This is a genomic window from Streptomyces sp. BA2 (genome assembly GCF_009769735.1).
Taxonomy (GTDB): domain Bacteria; phylum Actinomycetota; class Actinomycetes; order Streptomycetales; family Streptomycetaceae; genus Streptomyces.
Genome location: NZ_WSRO01000002.1, coordinates 7,728,288 through 7,749,920, shown reverse-complemented (window position 1 = coordinate 7,749,920; position 21,633 = coordinate 7,728,288). Strand labels below are relative to the sequence as shown.

Annotated in this window: 19 protein-coding genes, 1 tRNA gene and 1 pseudogene; 11 read left to right on the top strand and 10 right to left on the bottom strand. The window is 69.3% G+C overall.

What is annotated here, in order from left to right; all coding sequences use genetic code 11:
* Window positions 1-3 precede the first annotated feature (3 nt).
* From E5671_RS37430 to E5671_RS37420, 3 genes are all read right to left on the bottom strand, one after another.
* Window positions 4-687, bottom strand: a complete 684-nt coding sequence (locus E5671_RS37430) for a response regulator transcription factor (RefSeq protein WP_160508460.1) — start codon at window positions 685-687, stop codon at window positions 4-6.
* Complete coding sequence (locus E5671_RS47835; RefSeq protein WP_443032752.1) at window positions 684-977, bottom strand: hypothetical protein; 294 nt, start codon at window positions 975-977, stop codon at window positions 684-686. Before E5671_RS47835 ends, E5671_RS37430 begins: the two co-directional genes overlap by 4 nt.
* An 88-nt stretch (window positions 978-1,065) precedes the next feature.
* The gene (locus E5671_RS37420) at window positions 1,066-1,542 is read right to left on the bottom strand and encodes a MarR family winged helix-turn-helix transcriptional regulator (RefSeq protein ID WP_160510660.1); all 477 of its coding nucleotides are present in this window, start codon (window positions 1,540-1,542) and stop codon (window positions 1,066-1,068) included.
* A gap of 119 nt (window positions 1,543-1,661) precedes the next feature.
* Between E5671_RS37420 and E5671_RS37415 the strand changes: the two genes are divergently transcribed.
* From E5671_RS37415 to E5671_RS37405, 3 genes are all read left to right on the top strand, one after another.
* Entirely contained in the window at window positions 1,662-3,119 is a 1,458-nt protein-coding gene (locus tag E5671_RS37415) for an MFS transporter (RefSeq protein WP_160508459.1), read from the top strand.
* A gap of 277 nt (window positions 3,120-3,396) precedes the next feature.
* A complete protein-coding gene (locus E5671_RS37410) occupies window positions 3,397-4,572 on the top strand; it encodes a N(5)-(carboxyethyl)ornithine synthase (RefSeq protein ID WP_160508457.1) in 1,176 nt (391 codons plus the stop codon).
* Between the two features lie 130 nt (window positions 4,573-4,702).
* A complete protein-coding gene (locus E5671_RS37405) occupies window positions 4,703-5,032 on the top strand; it encodes an EcsC family protein (RefSeq protein WP_237330321.1) in 330 nt (109 codons plus the stop codon).
* A gap of 51 nt (window positions 5,033-5,083) precedes the next feature.
* On the opposite strand, the gene E5671_RS37400 is transcribed toward E5671_RS37405, so the two are convergent.
* The 3 genes and pseudogenes from E5671_RS37400 to E5671_RS37390 form a co-directional block, all read right to left on the bottom strand.
* Window positions 5,084-5,269 (bottom strand): DUF397 domain-containing protein, encoded by a 186-nt coding sequence (locus E5671_RS37400; protein ID WP_160508455.1) that lies wholly within the window; start codon window positions 5,267-5,269, stop codon window positions 5,084-5,086.
* A pseudogene (locus tag E5671_RS37395) lies at window positions 5,266-5,766 on the bottom strand (DUF5753 domain-containing protein); the annotation flags it as partial. The pseudogene E5671_RS37395 and the gene E5671_RS37400, both read right to left, overlap by 4 nt.
* Window positions 5,767-5,835: 69 nt before the next feature.
* The gene (locus E5671_RS37390) at window positions 5,836-6,162 is read right to left on the bottom strand and encodes a hypothetical protein (RefSeq protein WP_237330320.1); all 327 of its coding nucleotides are present in this window, start codon (window positions 6,160-6,162) and stop codon (window positions 5,836-5,838) included.
* Window positions 6,163-6,289: 127 nt separating this feature from the next.
* Here E5671_RS37390 and E5671_RS37385 point away from each other — a divergent pair, with 127 nt between their 5' ends.
* From E5671_RS37385 to E5671_RS45590, 4 genes are all read left to right on the top strand, one after another.
* Window positions 6,290-8,392: an McrB family protein gene (locus tag E5671_RS37385; protein ID WP_160508453.1), complete on the top strand. Its 2,103-nt coding sequence runs from the start codon at window positions 6,290-6,292 to the stop codon at window positions 8,390-8,392.
* Window positions 8,385-9,635: an McrC family protein gene (locus E5671_RS37380; protein WP_160508451.1), complete on the top strand. Its 1,251-nt coding sequence runs from the start codon at window positions 8,385-8,387 to the stop codon at window positions 9,633-9,635. The genes E5671_RS37385 and E5671_RS37380 overlap by 8 nt, the downstream gene beginning before the upstream one ends.
* 235 nt (window positions 9,636-9,870) lie before the next feature.
* Entirely contained in the window at window positions 9,871-10,257 is a 387-nt protein-coding gene (locus tag E5671_RS37375; RefSeq protein WP_237330319.1) for a DUF4352 domain-containing protein, read from the top strand.
* A gap of 65 nt (window positions 10,258-10,322) precedes the next feature.
* A complete protein-coding gene (locus E5671_RS45590; RefSeq protein WP_202121418.1) occupies window positions 10,323-10,694 on the top strand; it encodes a hypothetical protein in 372 nt (123 codons plus the stop codon).
* 227 nt (window positions 10,695-10,921) lie between these two features.
* Here E5671_RS45590 and E5671_RS37370 read toward each other — a convergent pair.
* Window positions 10,922-11,009: transfer RNA gene (locus tag E5671_RS37370), tRNA-Leu, on the bottom strand.
* 139 nt (window positions 11,010-11,148) lie between these two features.
* Here E5671_RS37370 and E5671_RS37365 point away from each other — a divergent pair.
* Complete coding sequence (locus tag E5671_RS37365) at window positions 11,149-12,483, top strand: DUF2254 domain-containing protein (protein ID WP_160508449.1); 1,335 nt, start codon at window positions 11,149-11,151, stop codon at window positions 12,481-12,483.
* Between the two features lie 27 nt (window positions 12,484-12,510).
* Here the strand turns inward: E5671_RS37365 and E5671_RS37360 are convergent, their stop codons facing one another.
* The 3 genes from E5671_RS37360 to sucC all read right to left on the bottom strand — a co-directional run bounded on the left by E5671_RS37360 (window position 12,511) and on the right by sucC (window position 16,226).
* Window positions 12,511-14,064: an aldehyde dehydrogenase family protein gene (locus tag E5671_RS37360; protein WP_160508447.1), complete on the bottom strand. Its 1,554-nt coding sequence runs from the start codon at window positions 14,062-14,064 to the stop codon at window positions 12,511-12,513.
* A gap of 132 nt (window positions 14,065-14,196) precedes the next feature.
* The gene (gene sucD / locus E5671_RS37355; protein ID WP_160508446.1) at window positions 14,197-15,075 is read right to left on the bottom strand and encodes a succinate--CoA ligase subunit alpha; all 879 of its coding nucleotides are present in this window, start codon (window positions 15,073-15,075) and stop codon (window positions 14,197-14,199) included.
* A gap of 11 nt (window positions 15,076-15,086) precedes the next feature.
* Window positions 15,087-16,226 carry an ADP-forming succinate--CoA ligase subunit beta gene (gene sucC / locus E5671_RS37350; protein WP_160508444.1) on the bottom strand — a complete coding sequence of 380 codons (1,140 nt, stop codon included), beginning with the start codon at window positions 16,224-16,226 and terminating at the stop codon, window positions 15,087-15,089.
* A 210-nt stretch (window positions 16,227-16,436) separates the two neighbouring features.
* Between sucC and E5671_RS37345 the strand changes: the two genes are divergently transcribed.
* The 3 genes from E5671_RS37345 to E5671_RS37335 are packed head-to-tail and all read left to right on the top strand — an operon-like array spanning window position 16,437 to window position 21,524.
* Complete coding sequence (locus E5671_RS37345) at window positions 16,437-18,131, top strand: thiamine pyrophosphate-binding protein (RefSeq protein WP_160508442.1); 1,695 nt, start codon at window positions 16,437-16,439, stop codon at window positions 18,129-18,131.
* Window positions 18,132-18,143: 12 nt separating this feature from the next.
* Window positions 18,144-19,376 (top strand): formyl-CoA transferase, encoded by a 1,233-nt coding sequence (gene frc, locus E5671_RS37340; RefSeq protein ID WP_160508440.1) that lies wholly within the window; start codon window positions 18,144-18,146, stop codon window positions 19,374-19,376.
* A 3-nt stretch (window positions 19,377-19,379) separates the two neighbouring features.
* Window positions 19,380-21,524: an acetate--CoA ligase family protein gene (locus tag E5671_RS37335; protein WP_160508439.1), complete on the top strand. Its 2,145-nt coding sequence runs from the start codon at window positions 19,380-19,382 to the stop codon at window positions 21,522-21,524.
* The last annotated feature ends 109 nt before the right edge of the window (window positions 21,525-21,633 follow it).

Genomic DNA, 21,633 nt, shown 5'->3' with positions numbered 1-21,633 from the left:
GGCTCAGCACAGGGGCGGCGCGGGCCGGACGAGGCCCGACTGGTAGGCGATGACGACCAGTTGGGCGCGGTCACGGGCGTCGAGCTTGGTCATGGCGCTCCGGACGTGGGTGCGCACGCCCGGCGGGCTGTCGCCGAGCGCTTCGGCGATCTCGGCGTTGGACTTCCCCTCGGCGACCAGGACCATCACCTCCCGCTCGCGGGAGGTGAGCGAGGCAAGGCTCTCGGGCGGCGTCAGGTGGCCGCCGGGGCCGGGGGTGGCGAGGAAGCGGGTGATGAGGGCGCGCGTGGCCGACGGGGAGAGCAGCGAATCGCCCGCGACCACGGTGCGGATCGCGCCGAGGAGTTCGTCGACGCCCACGTCCTTGCCGAGGAATCCGCTCGCGCCCGCGCGCAGGGCCTCGGCGACGTACTCGTCGGTCTCGGAGGTCGTGAGGATGAGGACGCGGGTGGCGGCGAGCTCCGGGTCGGCGCAGATCCGGGAGGCCGCGGCCAGGCCGTCGTCCGTGCCGGGCATGCGGATGTCCATGAGGGCGAGATCGGGGAGGTGGGTCCGGGTGAGTTCGAGGGCTTCCTCGCCGTCGGTGGCCTCGGCGACCACCTCCATGTCGTCGCAGGAGTCGATCAGGGTGCTGAAGGTCGCCCGGAGGAGGGCCTGGTCGTCGGCAAGCAGGACGCGGAGGGTCATGTGGTGCGTTTCTCTTCCGTGTTCTCGGGGTGCGGCGGCAGGTGGGCGGTGACTTCGAAGCCGGCATCGGGGCGGTGGCCCGCGTACGGGTGACCGCCGGCGGAGTGGGCGCGTTCCCGCATGCCTATGAGTCCGAAGCCGCAGCCGGGACGGAAGCCGTGGCCGGTGGCGGGCGTGGCGGGTGCGAGTGGATGCCGCCGCCGGCCGGGATCAGCCCGCCGGCCCGTCACGCGGGCCGGTCGGACGGCTCGGTGGTGGACCTCAGCGTGCCGCTGCCATCTGGTGAGCATCGAGTTCTCCGATCGACTTCTTGCATCATCGTCGGCCACTCGGCCTCCCGACGGGCGCAGGGCCGCCCGTGTCCCGCACGGCGGTGGTTCACGGGCGCGGCCAGGGATGTCCCTCCAGGCGCTCGATATCGCTGTTGAAGCGCTGGAGGAAACCGGCGAACGTCGCCACGTCCTCCGGCGACCAGGTGTCCATGACCTTGCCCAGGCTCAGGATGTACTCGGCCCGGTCGGCGTCGAGCTGCCGCGCGCCCTCGGCGGAGATGCGGAACTTGCGGGCCATGCCGCCGTCGGGGTCCGGGATGCGCTCGACGAGGCCGCCGCGCAGCATGGCCGCGGTCTGCCGGTTCAGGGTGGAGGCGTCGAGGCCGAAGGCTTCGGTGAGCTGACCGATGGACATGGGGCCGTCCATCTGGATGCGGCTGAGCAGGATGTACGCGCTGCGGTCGAGGCGCCCGCCCGATGAGCGTGTGCGGGGGTTGAACAGATGCGAGTGCCGTCCGAGCAGCATCGTCTCGAATTCGACCTGCCGTACGGGCTTCTCCGTGCGGCCAGTGGGCTTGTCCATGCGACGACCGGGCTTTTCCATGCAGGCATTCTACTAGGCATATGCATCATGCACTTCATATGTATAGTGCACATCGCGGCGACCGTCCGGGGCCGCCCGGAAAGCCGAAGGAGAAGCCAGTGGTCAGCTCGAAGCCCGACGTCCGCCCGGGGCGCGTCGTCGGAGTACTCGCCCTCGCGGGCATCGTGGCCGCGATCATGCAGACGCTGGTGGTGCCCCTGATCGGCGACCTCCCCGGCATGCTCGACACCAGCCCGTCGAACGCCTCCTGGGTGGTCACGGCCACGCTGCTCTCGGCGGCGGTGGCGACGCCCGTGGCCGGGCGGCTCGGTGACATGTACGGCAAGCGGCGCATGCTGCTCGTCTCCGTGGTGCCGCTCGTCGCGGGGTCGGTGGTCTGCGCGCTCGCCTCCTCCGTGGTGCCGATGATCGTCGGCCGAGGGCTGCAGGGCCTCGGCATGGGCGTGGTGCCGCTGGGCGTCAGCCTCCTGCGTGACGTGCTGCCGCCCGAGAAGCTCGGCTCCTCCATCGCCCTGATGAGCGCGTCCATGGGCGTGGGCGGTGCGCTCGGCCTGCCCTTCTCCGCTGCCGTCGCCGAGAACGCCAGCTGGCGCGTACTGTTCTGGGTCGCCGCCGCCCTGAGCCTCCTGGTCGCCGTCCTGGCCTGGCTGTTCGTGCCCGCGGGCCGGGTGGGCACCGGATCGGCCCGCTTCGACGCCCTCGGCGCTGTCGGCCTCGGCAGCGGCCTCGTCTGCCTGCTGCTCGCCGTCTCCAAGGGCTCCGACTGGGGCTGGACGAGCGGCACCACGCTCGGCCTCTTCGCCGCGGCGGTCGCCGTCCTGCTGGCCTGGGGCCGCTGGGAGCTGCGCACCGACGAGCCGCTGGTCGACCTGCGCGTCACCGCCCGGCCGCAGGTCCTGATGACCAACGCGGCCTCGGTGCTCGTCGGGTTCGCGATGTACGCCCAGTCGCTGGTCGTCCCCCAACTCCTTCAGCTGCCCGAGGCCACCGGCTACGGCCTGGGCCAGTCGATGATGGCCATGGGTCTGTGGATGGCTCCGGCGGGCCTGATGATGATGGCCCTCGCACCGCTCGGCGCGAAGCTCTCGGCCGCCCGCGGGCCCAAGGTGACGTTGTCTGTCGGAGCGCTGGTCATCGCTCTCGGCTACGGCTCCTCCCTGCTCCTGATGGGTTCGACCTGGGGCCTGCTGGTCGTGACGCTCATCTGCAACACGGGCGTGGGCCTCGCGTACGGCGCCATGCCCGCCCTGATCATGAGCGCGGTGCCCCAGTCGGCGACCGCGTCGGCCAACAGCTTCAACACCCTGATGCGTTCGATCGGCAGCTCCGCCGCCGCAGCCGTGATCGGTGTCGTCCTGGCCCAGATGACCACGGACTTCGGCGGTCACTTCCTCCCGTCGGAGAACGGCTTCCGGGCCGCCATGATGATGGGCTGCGGCGTTGGCCTCGCGGCGGCGGTGGTCGCGGCGTTCATTCCCGTACGGGAGGTAGCGGCGGGACCCGAGGCACCCGGGGCGGACACAGAACCGCGCCCGGCGTCCGAGTCCACGGCCTGAGCCCACAGGGGGCGGCGAGCACGGGTACTGGACTCCCAGGGCCCCAGGGGGGGTACGGTTGCGGCACCGAGCGCACCTCGCACGCCGTCATCCGTTTCGGCGTCGCCCTCGGGGAACGGCAATGCCGGAGCACGTCCTGCCCGGCCGGAAATGAGCCACCCCATGCTTCCCCGCTCGCACTGTCGCGCCGCCGTCCACCTTCTCTGCCGCGTCCCGCAGTAGCGCGGTACGCGGCAGGGACGACAAGGACGACGAAAATTCAACGACGAGGAAGTTCATGGGCCTGATGAGTCTGGGAGTGCTTGCCTCCTCCCACAAGGAGAACGAGTTCCGGCTGCCGTTGCACCCCGCCCACCTCGACCGGATCCCCCCGGACGTACGCGAGAAGATATTCCTCGAAGAGGGCTACGGCAGACGGTTCGGCATCGGCGACGAGGCACTGCGCCCCCTCGTCGCCGGACTGCGCTCCCGCGAGCAACTCCTCGCCGAGTGCGACATCGTGACGCTGCCCAAGCCGATGCACGAGGACGTCGCCGGGCTGCGCGAAGGTCAAGTGCTGTGGGGATGGCCGCACTGTGTCCAGGACGAGAAGATGACGCAGATCGCCATCGACCGACGGCTGACCCTCATCGCCTGGGAGGCCATGAACCACTGGACGTCGACGGGCGCCTTCAGCGTCCATGTGTTCCACAAGAACAACGAACTCGCCGGCTACTGCTCGGTGTTGCACGCCCTGCAGCTCGGCGGCCAGACCGGAAGCTACGGACGACGCCTGCGTGCGGTGGTCATCAGCTTCGGCGCCACGGCGCGCGGAGCGGTCACCGGCCTGGACGCGATGGGGGTCTCCGATGTCACGGTGCTCACCCAGCGCGCCGCGACGGCGGTGGCCTCGACGATGCCGTCGGTCGTGATGGGCCACTTCGCGGAACGTGAGGACGACCCTTCCCGCCTGCAGGCACTCACCGAGCCCAGCCCCGTGCCACTCGCGGAGTACCTCGCCGGGTTCGACATCATCGTCAACTGCATCCGGCAGGACACCGACGCCCCGATGATGCTGGTCACCGAGGACGACCTCGCCCTGTTCCGGCCGGGGACCTTCTTCATCGACGTCTCCTGCGACGAGGGCATGGGCTTCGAATGGGCCCGCCCGACCTCCTTCGGAGAGCCGATGCACCTGGTGGGACCGGGCTGCCACTACTACGCGGTGGATCACAGCCCGTCCCACCTGTGGAACTCCGCCACGTGGGAGAACAGCGAGGCGCTCCTCCCCTACCTGCGCAAGGTCATGACCGGACCCGCGTCATGGGAGGCCGACGCCACGCTCAGGAACGCCATCGAGATCCAGGACGGCGTCATCCTGAACCCGAAGATCCTCTCGTTCCAGCACCGGGCGGCCGCCTACCCCCACGCCGCTGAGATCCCGGCGCCGCGCGCCTTTATACAGCCGACCTGACGGCTCCTGGCCGCGTGGGGCTGAGAGGCGACCACGAAACAGCGGCGGCCGGGACCGGAGGTGTCCGGTTCCGCGAAGTACGAGTGGCGGGCATCGAGCCGGCGCGGGAAAAGAGCTGGACCCCGCCGCCGTGCAGGGCCCGGATCTGTTCGCCGGAGCGGCGCCAGCAGTTCGCGAAGGCGTCGGCTTCCGCCTCACCAAGAAGGGGCTCGACAAGGCCGTACCCGCAGTCGGGATCGTCGTCGGAGGCACCCTCAACTGGTCCACTCTGGAAGGGATCGTCGACGCCGCCGAGATGGCGTACCGGCGGCGGTTCCTCCTGGAGAAGTACCCGCATCTCGCTGACGAGGAGGCACCCGGATCATTCCCCAACACGAGCCCTGACGGCCCGGACGACGCCGACGAGGAGATCAGTCTGCTCGACGAGATAGCTGAGGCGGGCGGACCCGACCTCCACTGACTCGGTGGCCCGGCGGTGAAGGTGACCACGCGACCGCCGGGACGACACGACTCAGGACCCAGCCGCGAACCCAACGAACCGCGACCACTGCTCACGCCCGACAGCAAAGTGAGGGCGCGACACGTCCTTGGAGTCCCGTACGCAGATGGCCTGTTCGGTGACGGCGACCTCCACGCAGCTGTCGCCCTGGGTGCCGCTGTAGCTGGACTTGAACCAGGCGAGTTTCGTCGTGCTCATAGCTCTCCTCGCAGTCGCTCCAGCAGGCCCCGCGAGTCTTTGGGGTTGAGGGCCTGCGAGCGCAGTGTGTCATAGCACTGGTAGAGGAGGCTCACCTCTTTCGAGTCGCTGATCAGGCGGCCGTTCTGCTGCCCTTCGGAGCACGCGAGCCGCCTCCGCTCAAGGGTCTCCAACAACTGCGCGGGACCGTCCAGGCAGGCATGGGATTCGGCATCCAGCGGCATGATTTGCAGCGTCACATTGCGCGGTGCTGTCAGTTCCAGCACGTGGTCGAGCAGCCCCCGCGTCACCTCACACCCACCAAGACGACGCCGGAACAGGTGCTCCTCGACGATGAAGCTGAACGGCACGTTGGGCCGCTCGCACAACATCCTCTGCCGCTCCATCCGCGCAACGACCTGCGCTTCCAACTGCTCATCCGACAGCGGCGGAATGCTGTTGTCGAAAACCGCCCGCGCATACCCCTCCGACTGCAAAAGCCCCGGCACCAGCCGACACCCAGCGTCGCCTGGCGGGCAGTAGGCATCTCCCGGCATTCCCGCAACCCACCCCGGCGGTAGGTCGGCTCACAGACCGGCCCTCGCCAGCAGGATGCTCAACGTCCCCGGCTTGACCTTCTGCACCGTCCGCACCTGGCCGAGTTCCAGCTTGTCCCGGCCCACCGGATCGCGGTACAGCGCGTCCGTGGCCTCCTGAAGCAAGGTCACATCGACCCGATAGGGGAAGTCCGGGTCGTCGGAGACCTCCCGCGGCTCTCTGTCGACCTCGGCCACCGCGCCTACCGCCGACTCCGGCTGGCTGAAGAAGAACCACAGGCGGGCGCCCGGGTTCATGCGGTTGCGCCGGCTGAGCCAGAAGTCGCGTCCTGGGTCTTCGTGGGCGAGACGGCGCATGGTCTCCTTGTCGGAAGGCTCCCCGTCCAGGGTGTCCTTGTCCCACCCGCGTAAGCCGCCCGCAGGGAGTCACTCAACCCCGGTTCGCGCAGGCGGCGTTGCCCCGGATTCCGGCATGATGACCGTCATGACAGGTGGGGTGGATGTGCGCACGGCGGCGGCCGAATTCGACCGGAGTGCCGTGACGGAGGACGAGGCGGCCGCCGAGGAGCAGCGCAAGCAGGTGCTGTCCCTGTTTCCGCTGGAGGAGTGGGGAGAGCTGCCGCTGAAGCGCTATGCCCTCGGTCAGGGCGAGCCCTCCGCGTCACGCCCGACGTACTGCCAACTCATGGAATTCGGCACGCCGCACCTGGGCAGCATCAAGGGCGGCAGCGCCGCGAAGCACATCATGTACCACCATCGCTCCGGCGACTGGCGGCTGGCCGCTCCGCTGCGGGGCATGGATCCGCAGGACGCGTGGGCGGAACTGCGCGGACAGTTCGTCCGCGCCTTCGACCGCGTCGGGGAGGGAGACTTCGAGGCCCTGGACGATCTCGAACTGCTTCGATTCGGTCCGGCGTTGGTGACGAAGTCACTGGCGACCTACTTCCCCCAGCACTTCCTCCCCATCTACGCGAACGAACATCTGCGCAGCTTCGTCACCCTGCTGGGCGGCGCCGCGGAGGCCGACGCACCGGCTTGGCGCAGAAACCGTCAGCTGCGTGAACTCGTGCATGAGCGCGAGGAGTTCGAGGGATGGACGGGACAGGAGGTGATGCACTTCCTGTACGCGCACTTCGATCCACGTCCCCGGCAGCGCACCATCTGGAAGATCGCCCCCGGCGAGCGCGGCCGTCTGTGGGAGGAATGCCGGGACGGCGGGTTCATCTGCGTCGGGTGGGACGAGCTCGGCGATCTCGGCCAGTACCAGAACGACACCGAACTGAAGCAGGCGCTCGACGCGTACTGGCCGCGCAGCAGTGGGGGCAGCCTGACCCTCGCCCGCCGACTGCTGGCCTTCCGGGACCTGGAGCCGGGAGACCGGGTCGTCGCCAACCGCGGGACGGACGAGGTCCTGGCCACCGGCACGGTCGACGGGAGCTACCGCTTCGACCCGGACCGCCCGGAGTTCCACCACGTCGTCCCGGTGACCTGGGACGACTCACGCGCGCAGAAACTGTCGAAGCCCCAGCACGGGTGGCGGTCGACCTTCGCGAAGGTCGACCCTGCCCTCTTCGCCAGGTTCACCGCGCGTCGCTCCGACTCCGCCGTGGACGCGGACCAGGCACAGGAGGGCGTGCCGGTCGCATTGCCCGAGGATGTGCAGGCCGTACTGGACGCGCTGGAGCGCAAGGGGCAAGTGATCCTGCACGGTCCGCCGGGCACGGGCAAGACCCGGCTCGCGCTCGGAGTCGCCCTCGCCCTGGCCGGTCGCGCGGACATGCTCGGGGCTGACCCCGTCCAACGTGCCAGGGCCCAGGCCGAGATGCTGCACGGCGACCGTGTCCACCTCGTCACCTTCCACCCCTCGTACGGATACGAGGATTTCGTCGAGGGCTTCAAACCGGACGTGAGCACCACCGGCCCCGGGCTCACTCTCTCCCTCGCGGACGGTCTGTTCCACACTTTGTGCGGCCGGGCTGCCGCCCATCCCGAGCAGACGTTCCTCCTGGTCATCGACGAGATCAACCGCGGCGACCTGCCGCGGGTCTTCGGTGAGTTGATCACGCTCCTCGAACTCGACAAGCGGAACCTGCCGGTCTCCCTGCCCGTCAGCAAGCGGCGCTTCTCCGTACCTCCGAACGTCCGGATCATCGGCACGATGAACACCGCGGACCGGAGCATCAGCCACCTGGACGCCGCGGTCCGCCGCCGTTTCGCCTTCCTGCCCGTGGGCCCCGACTCGGACGCCGTCTCGGGAGCCGTCGGCCCCCTGGACCTGGCCGCGTTCTTCGAGTCCCTCAACACCCGCATCACCCGCCATCTCGACGCCGATCACCAGATCGGGCACGCCTATTTGCTGCGGGACGGATGGCCGCTCGCCACCGAGGGGGATCTGGCCGCCGCCTTCCACCACGAGGTGATCCCACTCCTGGAGGACTACTGCCTCGGCCGGGCCGACCTGCTGCACCGCATCCTCGGCGGCTTGGTCGACGCGGACACCGGACGCCCCGTCCTCATGTCGCCGCAGGACCTGGCCGACGCGCTGGCGACCGAGTTCACCAGCGGCGTACCCGGCCCCGATGCCTGACCGCACCGAGCTGCGGCTCGGCGAATACGAGTCCGCTCCGCTGGGCTTCGAACAACTCACTCCCCGGGACGTCGACCGCCTGCGCGCCCTCCAGGCACACGGCCGCCTCACGCTGTCCCCCGACCGGAACGGGTGGCGCCTCAAGGTCGACGGAACCGTCGGGGTCCTGGTCCTGGACCGTGTCCGCCTGGTCGCCGAGCCCAAGTTCGCCATTCCGGGAGAGCAGCTCATGAGCTGGCTCGCGTATGCCCTCGGCACGCCCGTCCCGGTGACATCCAGACGCTGGACCACCGGCCCGGAGGGCTATGCCGACCTGGTGGCCGCCGCCCTCCTCGAACAGTGCGAGAAGCTGTTGCGCGAGGGCCTGCGCAGGGACTACGTACGCCGCCAGAGCCTCGAACCGGTACTCCGGGGACGTCTGGACGTCGCTGCCCAAGCGACCCGCCGCTATGGGCAACTGGACCAGCTGCACGTCCGTACCTTCGACCGGGAGGCGGACATCTGGGACAACCGTGTCCTGGGGAGCGCACTGAAGGCGGCGCTCGGCCTGGCCACCGGCTCCGACCTGGCCCGCGACCTCCACGGGATCGTCGGCGCCTTTCCGAGCGCTCCCACCCCGGCCGCGGCGCTGCGCGCTCTGGACCGCGCCCACTACACGCGTCTGAATGCCCGCTACCGTGCCGCCCACACCTGGGCCCGCCTGCTGCTGCGCGGCGGAGGCGTGACCGACCTTCTCACGGACCACGGCCATACAGCGGACGGCCTGCTGCTGGCTATGCCGGCGCTCTGGGAAGCAGTCGTTCGCCGCCTGGCAACCGAGGCCGGTGCCTTGAACGGGGGCCTCCCCGAGACCAGCAGCGGCCGCACGGCAATCACCGTACGGGGAGACCTCGGCAACAACTCGACCTTCCGGCCCGACCTTCTGCTCAGCTTGCCCCGGCGTGACGCGGCCCGACGCACGCTGCTGCCGGTGGACGCGAAGTACAAGCGCTACGACCGCCACGGCATCAGTTCCGCCGACATCCACCAACTTCTGACCTACAGCGTCGGCTACGCCCCCACCGACGCCCCGAACTCGGTGATCATCCACCCCCAGCCGGGGGGACACAGGCACCGCCGCCTCCAGGTCGACGGCCCCCAGGGCAGGCTCGGCATCATCGACGTCCTCGGCATTGACACCCGTGCGCTCCCAGAGGAATCGCCCGCGTGGATCCGGTCAGTGCTGCTCCAAGCCCTCAGCTGAACCCAGGGATCAGCAGCTCCAGCCGCGGGACGGAATCAGCGCGTGCGGATGGGGACCGAAGCACTCAGTGCCGAGGCAGCCGCCCGCACCTCGCCGAGCGGTCGGCGATTTACCGCCGACCTACGGTGCGCGCTCTGCGGGCGGAAGCTAGGTCCCCACCCTGAAGGAGGGGCAGACACTGCCCGTCGCGATTTCACCGAACGAGCTGTTCGACATCCCCGCAAGTTCGGCCGAGGTGACGCTCACCGAGTTGAAACAGGCCGACGTCCTGCCCCAGGAAGCGGGCCTCTCACCTGAGAAGGCCGATCCCGGAACCACGTTCGTCTGCCTGGAGTTCAAGGTCAAGAACACCAGCGACGAAGAGTTCGACACCTCGCACCTGACGCAGGCACGCTGGACGGGCAAGGGCGGGCAGACCACGAAGGTCGACCAGGAGATCGGCGGGAACTGCGCGAAACTCGGCCTCGTGAAGGAGAACCTCCTCGTCGAACCGCACCCCCGCCCAGGTGAGTTCGTCCGAGGCACGACGGTGCTCATGGTGCCGGACACCGAGCCAGGTGTCCTGGAGTTCGCCGACGGCATGAAGCACCCGATGTTCAAAGTCGAGACCTCCGGACGCTGACACGTCTGGACAGCAAGTGGAAACGGGAGGCCCCGACGCCTTGAGCGCCGGATCGAGGAGTGGGTGTGAGCGAGCAATTCGAGGCGCGGCCCGGCACGACGGGCGTCGGCGCCGCAGCGGCGAACCAGGAGTTCCGGCTGCGCCTGCCGAACAACGGGCCGCAGGCCCGCGGCCGGGTGCTGCCCGAGAAGGGGATGAACGGGAGCCTGAAGTTCCTCCTGGTCCGAACCGGCCCGGCGTACGGACTCGGTGAACCGCTCGGCGAAGGCGGTGACCACGTCACCTGCCGAGCTGCTCTCCGCCATGACTCGCGCCAGCCGGAGGGCCTCCGCCGGAAGCTACGCCGACGCTTCCCATCGGCGAGCAGGCGGGCGACGTCGGCAAGGCCACCGATCACGTCTTCACCGTGGATTCCCCGCAGCGACTGCCGGAGCTGAACCTCCTCCGAGACACCCTGCCCCTTGCGCTGCATGTCGAGCCACGCCTGCACCTCGACCAAGTCGAACAACGGGCTGTTGGCGCCTCCGCTCACTGGGGCAGGGAAGGCGTTGGGCGGCTGACGCGGGCAGACGCCCCCGACGCACACGGCAAGCTACGGACCGGCAGATGACCCGCACGAAAACCAAAAATCCCCACGGTTCGCGAAGAACCGTGGGGACCTGATTGGTGTCCGAGGGGGGACTTGAACCCCCACGCCCGATAAAGGGCACTAGCACCTCAAGCTAGCGCGTCTGCCATTCCGCCACCCGGACTAGGTGCTGCCGTTCGCGGGGTGTTCCCCGCGGCGACATGGACAACAATACCAAGCTTTCGGAGTGCCTTTCACCTGCGTATCCGTCGGTCGGCGGGCGGATGCCCGGCGGCCCTCCCCGCCGCATCTAGAGTCTCACCATGAGTGACGGGTTGATTACGGGAGTGCTCGGTGATGTGAAGGTGCGGCGGCCTCGGCTGCTGTCCCCGTTGCGCGAGCATCTGCGGGACACCATGTGGTTCGCGCCGACCGCCGGGCTCGTGGGGGCCATGGTGCTGTGGGCCGTCGCGGCGGAGCTGGACAGCAAGATCGTGGCGGCGGCGCAGGACGCCGGGGAGTACGACACCGTCGAGAGCCTGATGGGGATCGCCGAGGACGCCAAGGCGGTGATCAGCACCATCGGCTCGGCGATGATGACCTTCATCGGTGTCGTCTTCAGCATCTCGCTGGTGGCCGTGCAGATGGCCAGCGGACAGTTCAGTCCGCGGGTGGTGCGGCTGTACGTCAGGTCGCGGATCACCAAGATCACGCTCACCGTCTTTCTGGCGACGTTCCTGTTCTCGCTGATGACGCTGACGTCCTTCGACAGCGAGACCGATCCGCGGCGGCTGACGAGCGTGCCGCTGGTCGAGTCGGTCCTGGCGATGGCAATGGTGTTCCTGAGTCTGCTGTTGTTCGTGGCGTACGTGAACGGCACGCTCCGCATGATGCGGATCAGCTTCGTCATCGACCGGATCGCCCGGGAGTCGTTCCGGGTCGCCGTGAAGCACCCGACCGAAGGCGCGGTGGACGACGAACGCCTCGGCCCCGCCACGGCCCGGATCACTCACCTCGGGCGGGCCGGAGTGCTGCGGGACGTGCACATCGCCCGCGTCGTGCGGGCGGCCAGACGCCACGGTGTGGTGCTGCGGCTGCTGCCGCGCATCGGGGACTTCGTGGTGCCGGGGACCCCGGTGTTCACCGTCCACGGCGGGGCCGCGCCGTCACGGCGCGCACTGCGGTACACGGTGTACGTCGGCGTGGAACGCACCTTCCACCAGGACCTTGGGTTCGGTCTTCGACAGCTCGCCGACATCGCGCTGCGAGCCCTCTCCCCCGCGGTGAACGATCCGACCACCGCCGTGCAGGCCCTGGACCGCATCATCCAGTTCCTGGCGTCGGTGGCCGGCTATCCGCTGGGCGCCCTGCGCCACCGCGACCGGCGCGGTGCCGTCCGGATGGTGCAGCCCGTGCCGGACTGGACGGCGCTCGTGGATCTCGGGTTCGCCGAGATCCGGGGGTGCGCGATCGGCAATCCGCAGGTCACCCGGCGCATGCTGGCCGGCCTCGACGATCTGCTGCGGCTCGCGCCCGAGGAGCGCAGGGAGCCGCTCCTGCGCCACCGCGAGCTGCTCGCGCAGGCGGTGGAACGCACGGTCCCGGAGGCCGCTGACCGTGCGTTCGCGCTGCTGCCCGACCGGCAGGGCATCGGCTAGCCACCCGATCCCCTGCCGGACCGGCTCTCACGCCATGAGGTGGTAGCTGGGGAAGTTCCCCGGCGGCCGCTCCTGCGCCGGGCCGTGCGTGACCGCGCGCACAAGGAGTTCGCCGCCGACGAACGCGCCGCGCCAGGACGCGCCGAACCCGCCGAACAGCTCGTCACGGTCCCCGCGCGAGCGGGGCTTGCCGTGGCCCGTCTTGAACGCGCGGATCTGCGGCGCGAGGCGTTCGTACGTCGCGGTGTCGTCGGTCGACAGCGTGGCGACCAGCGCTCCGTTCGACGCGTTCATGGCGGCGAGCAGCTCCGCCTCCGTGTCGACCAGGACGATGGTGTCGACCGGGCCGAACGGCTCCGCGTGGTGCAGCGGCGATGACGGCGGCGGGTTGAGGAGCGTGACGGGGTGGACGTACGCGTCCGTGTCCTGGCCGGGCAGGAAGCGGTCCGCCGCCGCAGCGCCGCGGTACAGCGGCACGGCACCGCGGTCGATCGCCTCCGTCACCTGATCGCCCAGTTCCTTCGCCTTGGCCGCGTTGATCAGCGGGCCGAAGTCCAGCTGCGGGAACGGGTCATCGGCATGTTCGACCGCCAGGGGGTGGCCGACGCGGACGGTGCGCACGGCCGGGAGGTAGGCGGCGAGGAACTCGTCGAAGAGGCCCCGCTGGACGACGAAGCGCGGATACGCGGTGCAGCGCTGCTTGCCGTAGTCGAAGAGCTTGGGGATGACGGCGCTGAGCGCGTCCCAGTCGCTGTAGTTCCAGATGCCCCAGGTGTTCAGTCCTTCCTGTTCGAGGATGTGCCGCTTGCCGAGGTCGGCGACGGCGGTGGCGACGGCGGCGCCCGTGTCACGTCCGCCGACGAAGGAGACGCAGCCGATCTCGGGTGCGCGGACCAGCGCTTCCGACAGCTCTCCGCCGCTGCCGCTCACGAGGGTGACGGGAATCCCTTCGCGGGCGGCCAGTGCGCAAGCCAGGGTCAGACAGGCGACGCCGCCATCGGTCGGGGTCTTGGCGATGACCGCGTTGCCCGCGAGTGCCTGTACCAACACTGCGTGAACGAGCACGCTCATCGGGTAGTTCCAGCTCGCGATGTTGGAAACGGGACCGTCCAGCGGGGTGCGGCCTTCGACCATCGGCTCGATGCCGTCGACGTACCAGCGCACGCCGTCGATGGCCCGGTCGACGTCGGCCTGGGCGAGCCGCCAGGGCTTTCCGATCTCCCAGACGAGGAGGAGGGCGAGCAGTTCACGGTGTTCGGTGAGGGCGTCGAGGGTGGCGGCGACGCGGGCGCGCCGTTCGTCCAGCGGGATGTGGCGCCAGGCGCGGTGCTGGTCGAGTGAGGCGCGTACGGCCTGTTGGGCGGTGGCGGCGTCGAGGCGCGGCGGGCCCGCGATGGGGCTGCCGTCGACGGGGGATGTGGCGGGCAGTGCCCTGCCGTCCGCCTGCCAGGTGCCGTTCCACAGGTTGAGGACGCGGTCGTCGCGGAAGGCCTCGGGCGCGGCGGCGATGCAGCGTCGCCAGGCGTCGTTCCAGGCCGTACCGGCTTTGAGGACGCGGGGGTTGGTGAGGGTGGGTGCCATTCGGGTGTCTCCGCTCACGGTGCACAGTCGGGGCGGGGCGTACATGGCTCGCGCGGCGCCGCTCGGTTCGCGGTCCGGGCGTATGTGCTGGGGGACGCTAGTGCAGTCAGGGCCTGTCACCTATGAGTGACGTCACGCCCCCAGGCGGTTGAGAACGAGGCGGGCGGTTTCCGTCGGTGTGGCGCCGACCCGCACCCCGGCGGCTTCCAGCGCCTCCTGCTTGGCGCGCGCGGTGCCGGAAGAGCCGGAGACGATGGCTCCCGCGTGGCCCATGGTCTTGCCTTCGGGTGCGGTGAAGCCGGCGATGTAGGCGACGACGGGTTTGGTGACCGCCCGCTGGATGTACGCGGCCGCGCGTTCCTCCGCGTCGCCGCCGATCTCACCGATGAGCACGATCAGTTCGGTGTCGGGGTCGTCCTCGAAGGCGGCGAGGCAGTCGATGTGCGTGGTGCCGACGACGGGGTCGCCGCCGATGCCGACGCAGGTGGAGAAGCCGATGTCGCGCAGCTCGTACATGAGTTGGTAGGTGAGCGTGCCCGATTTCGAGACCAGGCCGACGCGTCCGGGTTTGGTGATGTCGGCGGGGATGATGCCCGCGTTGGCCTGGCCGGGCGTGATGAGCCCGGGGCAGTTGGGGCCGATGACGCGCGTGCCGTGCTCCTTGGCGTACGCGTGGAAGGCGACGGAGTCGTGCACGGGGATGCCCTCCGTGATGACCACGGCGAGGCCGATCCCGGCGTCGGCGGCCTCGGTGACCGCCGCCTTGGAGAAGGCGGGTGGCACGAAGACCACGGTGACGTCGGCGCCCGTGGCCTCGATGCCGTCGCGGACGGAGCCGAAGACGGGGACGGCGCGGTCGTCGAAGTCGACGGTGCGTCCTGCCTTGCGGGGGTTGACGCCTCCGACGACGTCCGTGCCCGCCGCGAGCATGCGGCGGGTGTGCTTCATGCCCTCGGCGCCGGTCATGCCCTGGACGAGGACCTTGCTCTCCTTGGTGAGGTAGATCGCCATGCCCCGGCTCCTTAGGCTGCGTTGGTGTGACCGGCGAGTTCGGCGGCGCGGCGTGCGGCGCCGTCCATGGTGGTGACCTGCTGGACGAGAGGGTGGGAGCGCTCGTCGAGGATGGCGCGGCCCCGTACGGCGTTGTTGCCGTCGAGGCGGACCACAAGGGGCTTGGTCAACTGGACGGATTCCAGGGCCTGGACGATGCCGTCCGCGACGGCGTCGCAGGCGGTGATGCCGCCGAAGACGTTGACGAAGACGGACTTGACGGCGGGGTCGGAGAGGATGACGGAGAGGCCGTCGGCCATGATCTGGGCGGAGGCGCCGCCTCCGATGTCGAGGAAGTTCGCGGGGCGCGCTCCGCAGCCCGCGACCACGTCGAGGGTTGACATGACGAGGCCCGCGCCGTTGCCGATGATGCCGACCTCGCCGTCGAGCTTGACGTAGTTGAGGCCCTTGGACGCGGCCGCCGCCTCCAGGGGGTCGTCGTGGGCGGAGTCGTCGGCGCCCCAGCGTGCTTGGCGGAAGCGGGCGTTGTCGTCCAGGGTGACCTTGCCGTCGAGGGCGAGGATCTCTCCCTGGGCTGTGCGGACTAGGGGGTTCACCTCGACGAGGAGCGCGTCCTCGCGGGTCAGTACCTGCCACAGCTTGACCAGTACGTCGGCGGTGGCCTCGGGGAGTCCGGCCGCGGCGGCGATCTCGGCCGCCTTCGCCTCACTCACTCCCGTCGCCGGGTCGATCTCCACACGCGCGACGGCCTCCGGCCGGCTCGCCGCCACCTCCTCGATCTCCATGCCGCCCTCGGCGGACGCGATCGCGAGGAAGCGCCCCGCCGCGCGGTCCAGTACGTACGAGACGTAGAACTCGCTGTCGATCTGGACGGGTTGGGCCACCATCACCTTGTGCACGGTGTGGCCCTTGATGTCCATGCCGAGGATCTGGCGGGCCGTGATCTCGGTGGCGGCCGGGTCCGCTGCGACCTTCACGCCGCCCGCCTTGCCGCGTCCGCCCGTCTTCACCTGGGCCTTGACGACGACGCGGCCGCCCAGGCGTTCGGCGCCCGCGCGCGCCTCCTTCGCCGTGTCGGCGACCTCCGCCCGCGGCACCAAGATGCCGTATTCCTCGAAGAGTTCCCTTGCCTGGTGCTCGAACAGGTCCATTCCGGCTCCTGACGCCGTGTCGTTCCGGGGAGCGAACCCCCCGCTTCCGAAAAGTGCCGCACGCCCCCTGGACACCACTGACCGGATGCGGGATAACAAGCTTCATACAGTATTCGTCGACTGTATGCAATCTACCGCGAGAGCACCTACGAGCAGCGTGTGAGCGTGTGTGAGCGCTCCAACTCCCCTACGAAGGGACAGGACTTCGCCATGCCCGACGGCAGCAGCGACACGAACCAAACCCACATCTCCGGTGGGCATCTGGTCGCCAAGGCACTCAAAGCAGAGGGTGTGGAGGTCATCTACACCTTGTGCGGCGGCCACATCATCGACATCTACGACGGCTGCGTCGACGAGGGGATCGATGTCGTCGACGTACGCCACGAGCAGGTCGCCGCCCACGCGGCCGACGGCTACGCGCGCCTCACCGGCAAGCCGGGATGCGCCGTCGTGACGGCAGGACCGGGAACCACGGACGCCGTCACGGGCGTAGCGAACGCCTTCCGCGCGGAGTCCCCCATGCTGCTCATCGGCGGCCAGGGAGCGCACACCCAGCACAAGATGGGGTCACTCCAGGACCTTCCGCACGTCGACATGATGACGCCCATCACCAAGTTCGCCGCGACCGTGCCGGACACGGCGCGCGCCGCGGACATGGTGTCGATGGCGTTCCGCGAGTGCTACCACGGCGCTCCCGGTCCGTCCTTCCTTGAGATCCCGCGCGATGTGCTCGACGCCAAGGTGCCGGTGGAGAAGGCCCGGGTGCCGCAGGCCGGGCAGTATCGCGCGTCCACCCGCTCGGCCGGCGACCCCGAGGCCATCGAGAAGCTCGCCGACCTGCTCGTGCACGCCGAGAAGCCCGCGATCCTGCTTGGCAGCCAGGTGTGGACGACGCGGGGTACCGCCTCCGCCATCGACCTCGTACGCACGCTGAATGTGCCCGCCTACATGAACGGCGCGGGCCGCGGGACCCTGCCGCCCGGGGACCCGCATCACTTCCAGCTCTCGCGGCGGTACGCGTTCTCGAACGCCGACCTCATCGTCATCGTGGGGACTCCCTTCGACTTCCGTATGGGCTACGGGAAGCGGCTCTCGCCGGACGCCACGGTCGTGCAGATCGACCTCGACTACCGCACCGTCGGAAAGAACAGGGACATCGACCTGGGCATCGTCGGTGACGCCGGGCTGATCCTGAAGTCGGTCACCGAGGCCGCGTCCGGGCGTCTCAACGGAGGCGCTTCCCAGCGCAAGGAGTGGCTCGACGAGCTGCGCGCCGCCGAGCAGACGGCCATCGAGAAGCGGCTGCCGAACCTCAGGTCCGATGCCTCGCCGATCCATCCGTACCGCCTCGTGAGCGAGATCAACGACTTCCTCACCGAAGACTCGATCTACATCGGCGACGGCGGTGACATCGTCACCTTCTCCGGGCAGGTCGTGCAGCCCAAGTCGCCCGGCCACTGGATGGACCCGGGGCCCCTCGGCACGCTCGGCGTCGGCATCCCCTTCGTGCTCGCCGCCAAGCAGGCGCGGCCCGACAAGGAGGTGGTGGCCCTCTTCGGAGACGGCGCTTTCTCGCTCACCGGCTGGGACTTCGAGACGCTCGTCCGCTACAACCTGCCGTTCGTCGGGATCGTCGGCAACAACTCCTCGATGAACCAGATCCGTTACGGCCAGAAGGCCAAGTACGGCGAGGAGCGCCAGCGGATCGGCAACACCCTCGGAGACGTCCACTACGACAAGTTCGCCCAGATGCTGGGCGGTTACGGCGAAGAGGTCCGGGACCCCGCCGACATCGGCCCCGCGCTGCAGCGGGCGCGCGAGTCGGGCAAGCCCTCCCTGATCAACGTATGGGTCGACCCGGACGCGTACGCCCCCGGAACCATGAACCAGACCATGTACAAGTGAGGAGCCCGCGCGATGACGACCAAGGCTCTTGAGGGCGTGCGCGTCCTCGACATGACACATGTCCAGTCCGGGCCCTCCGCCACTCAACTCCTTGCCTGGCTCGGGGCGGACGTGGTGAAGCTGGAGGCGCCCTCCGGAGACATCACGCGCAAGCAGCTGCGTGATCTCCCGGACGTCGACTCGCTCTACTTCACGATGCTCAACTGCAACAAGCGGAGCATCACCCTCAACACCAAGTCCGAGCGCGGCAAGGAGCTCCTCACGGAGCTGATCCGGCGCTCCGACGTGATGGTCGAGAACTTCGGCCCCGGCGCCGTGGACCGGATGGGCTTCACCTGGGAACGCATCCAGGAGATCAACCCGCGGATCGTCTACGCCTCCATCAAGGGCTTCGGAGACGGCCCCTACACCAACTTCAAAGCTTACGAAGTGGTGGCACAGGCCATGGGCGGCTCCATGTCGACCACGGGCTTCGAGGACGGCCCCCCGCTCGCCACCGGTGCCCAGATCGGTGACTCCGGGACCGGCATCCACGCCGTCGCCGGCATTCTCGCCGCCCTCTTCCAGAGGGAGAACACCGGTCGCGGACAGCGCGTGAACGTGGCCATGCAGCACGCCGTGCTCAACCTGTGCCGGGTCAAGCTGCGCGACCAGCAGCGCCTGGCGCACGGGCCGCTCGCCGAGTACCCGAACGAGGACTTCGGGGACGAGGTGCCGCGCTCCGGCAACGCGAGCGGCGGCGGGCAGCCCGGCTGGGCGGTCAAGTGCGCGCCCGGCGGACCGAACGACTACGTGTACGTCATCGTGCAGCCCGTCGGCTGGCAGCCGCTCACCGAGCTGATCGGACGTCCCGAGCTCGCTCAGGACCCGGAGTGGGCCTCTCCGGAGGCTCGGCTTCCCAAGCTGGGCAAGATGTTCCAGCTGATCGAGGAGTGGTCCTCGACGCTCCCCAAGTGGGAGGTCCTTGAGCGGCTGAACGCCCACAACATCCCGTGCGGCCCGATCCTCTCCACCAAGGAGATCATCGAGGACGCCTCGCTGGCCGCGAACGAGATGGTCGTGGAGGTCGCGCATCCGCAGCGCGGCTCCTTCACCACGGTCGGCTCCCCGCTGAAGCTGTCGGACTCCCCTGTCGACGTGGTCAGTTCGCCGCTCCTGGGCGAGCACAACGCGGAGGTCTTCGTCGGTGAGCTCGGCCTCGGCGACGAGGAACTGCGCCTGCTCAAGTCGAACGGAGTGATCTGAGTGATGGCCGAAGACCGCGCACTGACGGTGCGGGCGCTCCTCGACACCGTGCGCGCCGAGGGACGGACCTCGCTGACGGCGCCGGAGGGCAAGATCCTCGCGGACGCGTACGGGATCGCCGTGCCGGGCGAGGAGCTCGCGACGGACGTGGACGAGGCGGTCGCGCACGCGTCCCGCTTCGAAGGGCCCGTCGTCATGAAGATCGTCTCCCCCGACATCCTGCACAAGACCGACGCGGGCGGCGTCATCGTCGGCGTGGAAGGCGCCACTGACGTGCGGGCCGCCTTCTGCGAGATCGTCGAGAACGCGCGCGCGTACGCGCCGGATGCACGTATCGACGGCGTGCAGGTGCAGGAGCTGCTGCCCTCCGGCCAGGAAGTGATCGTCGGGGCGGTGACCGATCCGACGTTCGGGAAGGTCGTCGCCTTCGGGCTCGGCGGCGTACTCGTCGAGGTCCTCAAGGACGTCACATTCCGTCTCGCGCCGGTCGACGCGGACGAGGCCGCATCGATGCTCGACTCGATCCGCGCAGCCGAGGTCCTGCGGGGCGTGCGGGGCGCGCCCGCGGTGGACCGGTGGGCCGTCGCCGAGCAGATACGCCGGGTGTCCCAACTGGTCACCGACTTCCCGGAGATCGCCGAGGTGGACCTCAACCCGGTGATCGCCACTCCGGAGGGCGCGATCGCCGCGGACATCCGCGTCATCCTCTCCGAAGGGGCCACGAAACAACGCCGTAGGTACACGCGTGAGGAGATGCTCACGTCCATGCGGCGGCTGATGGAGCCCCGCTCCGTCGCCGTGATCGGCGCGTCCAACGAGCAGGGCAAGATCGGCAACTCGGTGATGCGCAACCTCATCGACGGCGGCTTCTCCGGCGAGATCCATCCGGTGAACCCCAAGGCCCATGACATCTTGGGCCGCAAGGCGTACAAGAGTGTCACGGACGTTCCCGGTGAGGTGGATGTGGCGGTCTTCGCGATCCCCGCCAAGTTCGTGGCGTCGGCCTTGGAGGAGGTGGGTCGCAAGGGCATCCCCAACGCGGTCCTGATCCCCTCCGGGTTCGCCGAGACCGGTGAACAGGCCCTCCAGGACGAGATCGTGGAGATCGGTGAGCGCCTCGGAGTGCGGCTGCTCGGCCCGAACATCTACGGCTACTACTCGACGTGGCAGAACCTGTGCGCCACATTCTGCACGCCGTACGACGTCAAGGGCGGGGTCGCCCTGACGAGTCAGTCCGGTGGCATCGGGATGGCCATCCTCGGCTTCGCGCGCACTACGAAGACGGGCGTCTCGGCGATCGTCGGGCTCGGCAACAAGTCCGACCTGGACGAGGACGACCTCCTCACGTGGTTCGGCGAGGACCCCAACACCCAGTGCATCGCCATGCACTTGGAGGACCTCAAGGACGGCCGCGCCTTCGTGGAGGCCGCGCGGGCGACCGTCCCGAAGAAGCCGGTCGTGGTCCTGAAGGCCGGACGTACGGCAGCGGGGGCGAAGGCCGCCGGATCGCACACGGGCGCCCTGGCGGGCGATGACGCCGTGTACGACGACATCCTCAGGCAGGCGGGGGTCATCAGGGCCCCTGGCCTCAACGAAATGCTGGAGTACGCGCGCGCGTTGCCGGTGCTCCCCACCCCGCAGGGCGACAACATCGTGATCATCACGGGTGCGGGCGGATCCGGGGTGCTGCTCTCCGACGCGGTGACCGACAACGGGCTGCGGCTGATGGAGATCCCCGACGACCTGGACGCGTCCTTCCGGGCGTTCATCCCGCCCTTCGGGGCGGCGGGAAACCCCGTCGACATCACCGGGGGCGAACCCCCGTCGACGTACGAGGCGACGATCAGGCTCGGCCTGGAGGACCCCCGCATTCACGCACTTGTCCTGGGCTACTGGCACACCATCGTCACCCCTCCCATGGTCTTCGCCGAACTAACGGCCCGGGTGATCGCGGAGTTCCGTGAGCGCGGCATCGAGAAGCCCGTCGTGGCATCCCTGGCGGGCGACGTCGAGGTGGAGGAGGCCTGCCAGTACCTCTTCGAGCGCGGCGTCGTGGCGTACCCGTACACGACGGAGAAACCGGTCGCCGTGCTCGGCGCGAAGTACCGGTGGGCGCGAGCGGCCGGTCTGTTGGGGGGCGGTCGATGAGGTGACCGGTGTTGGGTCCTGCCGGCGGTGCGCGTCGGCAGGACCCGGGACCCGTGCGCACACGAAAGGAATTGGACAGGGGGCGCTGGCCAGGATCTTTTCGACGCAA

What these genes read in the sequence shown, in the direction of transcription:
- E5671_RS37430 (WP_160508460.1), bottom strand. Translation starts at nt 687, where the DNA reads ATGACCCTCCGCGTCCTGCTTGCCGACGACCAGGCCCTCCTCCGGGCG.
- E5671_RS47835 (WP_443032752.1), bottom strand. Translation starts at nt 977, where the DNA reads ATGCTCACCAGATGGCAGCGGCACGCTGAGGTCCACCACCGAGCCGTC.
- E5671_RS37420 (WP_160510660.1), bottom strand. Translation starts at nt 1,542, where the DNA reads ATGGACAAGCCCACTGGCCGCACGGAGAAGCCCGTACGGCAGGTCGAA.
- E5671_RS37410 (WP_160508457.1), top strand. Translation starts at nt 3,397, where the DNA reads ATGGGCCTGATGAGTCTGGGAGTGCTTGCCTCCTCCCACAAGGAGAAC.
- E5671_RS37400 (WP_160508455.1), bottom strand. Translation starts at nt 5,269, where the DNA reads ATGAGCACGACGAAACTCGCCTGGTTCAAGTCCAGCTACAGCGGCACC.
- E5671_RS37390 (WP_237330320.1), bottom strand. Translation starts at nt 6,162, where the DNA reads ATGCGCCGTCTCGCCCACGAAGACCCAGGACGCGACTTCTGGCTCAGC.
- E5671_RS37385 (WP_160508453.1), top strand. Translation starts at nt 6,290, where the DNA reads ATGACAGGTGGGGTGGATGTGCGCACGGCGGCGGCCGAATTCGACCGG.
- E5671_RS37380 (WP_160508451.1), top strand. Translation starts at nt 8,385, where the DNA reads ATGCCTGACCGCACCGAGCTGCGGCTCGGCGAATACGAGTCCGCTCCG.
- E5671_RS37365 (WP_160508449.1), top strand. Translation starts at nt 11,149, where the DNA reads ATGAGTGACGGGTTGATTACGGGAGTGCTCGGTGATGTGAAGGTGCGG.
- E5671_RS37360 (WP_160508447.1), bottom strand. Translation starts at nt 14,064, where the DNA reads ATGGCACCCACCCTCACCAACCCCCGCGTCCTCAAAGCCGGTACGGCC.
- sucD (WP_160508446.1), bottom strand. Translation starts at nt 15,075, where the DNA reads ATGGCGATCTACCTCACCAAGGAGAGCAAGGTCCTCGTCCAGGGCATG.
- sucC (WP_160508444.1), bottom strand. Translation starts at nt 16,226, where the DNA reads ATGGACCTGTTCGAGCACCAGGCAAGGGAACTCTTCGAGGAATACGGC.
- E5671_RS37345 (WP_160508442.1), top strand. Translation starts at nt 16,437, where the DNA reads ATGCCCGACGGCAGCAGCGACACGAACCAAACCCACATCTCCGGTGGG.
- frc (WP_160508440.1), top strand. Translation starts at nt 18,144, where the DNA reads ATGACGACCAAGGCTCTTGAGGGCGTGCGCGTCCTCGACATGACACAT.
- E5671_RS37335 (WP_160508439.1), top strand. Translation starts at nt 19,380, where the DNA reads ATGGCCGAAGACCGCGCACTGACGGTGCGGGCGCTCCTCGACACCGTG.